Source organism: Caballeronia sp. BR00000012568055 (assembly GCF_029439455.1).
Classification (GTDB): Bacteria; Pseudomonadota; Gammaproteobacteria; order Burkholderiales; family Burkholderiaceae; genus Caballeronia.
The window spans coordinates 3,266-4,462 of sequence record NZ_JAQFVG010000149.1 but is presented as its reverse complement, the minus strand read 5'-3'; the positions used below and the strand labels follow the sequence as shown (position 1 = coordinate 4,462).

The 1,197-nt window shown below is 60.6% G+C and carries 1 protein-coding gene and 1 pseudogene; both read right to left on the bottom strand.

What is annotated here, in order from left to right:
• Nucleotides 1-950: PLP-dependent aspartate aminotransferase family protein (locus P7F28_RS08120; protein ID WP_277183998.1), on the bottom strand; the 950-nt coding region annotated here is incomplete at its 3' end.
• A pseudogene (locus tag P7F28_RS08115) lies at nucleotides 947-1,197 on the bottom strand (hypothetical protein); the annotation flags it as partial. The gene P7F28_RS08120 and the pseudogene P7F28_RS08115, both read right to left, overlap by 4 nt.

The window sequence follows — 1,197 nt, the reverse complement described above, 5'->3', positions numbered from 1 at the left end:
CCGTCGTCGAGCAGACAGGTAAACGTGCCGCCTGCGCCCGAATACTGCGTTCGCCATGCCGTGTGCCCCCGGTCCCCCGGCAGTGGCGGATAATGCACACACTCAATCAACGGATGATCCTGCAACCAGGACGCGATATCGCAGGCCGATCGAAAATGCCGGTCCATCCGCACCGCCAACGTCCGCAATCCTCGCAACGCGAGGTTCGCGTCGTCCGCACCTACAGCCTGCCCCGTCAGACGACTCATGCTCTTCACGCGGTCATATATCTCAAGGCTCGCGAACACGGCCGCGCCGACTATCGAATCGGAGTGACCGCCGATGTACTTCGACATGCTGTGAATGACGACACTCGCACCGTGATCGAGCGGATTGAAAAAATACGGCGTCGCCCAGGTATTGTCGACAATCACCGGCACGCGCCCTGCGATCTCGACAACATCACGTAGCACGCACATATCAAAGTTCGACGAACCCGGGAGGTCCAGATAGACCGCGCATGTCTGCTCGCTGAGGTTGGCCGCGAGTTCGACCAGATCTCCAAGCGAAAATTCGTCGATGAATACGCCCTGTCGAAGCAGTGCGCTATCGCAGAACTTTCGTGCGGCGGCGTAGGACGAACGCGAAATCAACACACGGTTCCCGGGCGACGCCAACGCCTGCAGAACAGTTGCGATGGTCGCCAGACCCGAACACATCACAAGCGCGGCAGCGCCATGTTCGATTTCCGCCATCGCCTCGCACAGCCCGTCCGTCGTGGGTGTCCCCCAACGTCCGTAGTGGTACGGTGCAGCGCCCGGCGCCATTTCATCAAAGGATCCGAAAAGAACCGTCGACCCGCGATAGACCGGCGGATTGACGAAGCCGAAATGCGCGTCGTGCGCACGACCCACCATCATGAGGGTTGTTCCGGTCGTTCCCTTCCGGGCGTGCGAACCTTCGTCGATCATGAGTGTCCCCTCCGGAAGGCCAGCAGGCCCGTCAAGGCAATCGCCGTGAAGGTGACCCATCCCAGCGCAGGCACGGTCCAGCTTGCGGCCTGAGTGCCGATGAAGTTACCGAGCACCCCTCCGACCGCCCACGAAACCGCCGAAGCACCGAAATAGCTGCCTGCATTCCCGTCTGTCGTCAGGTTGGCGAGTCCGATATTCGACGCAGGAAGGATCAGGCTTTCGCCAAACGTAAAGACGATAGCAA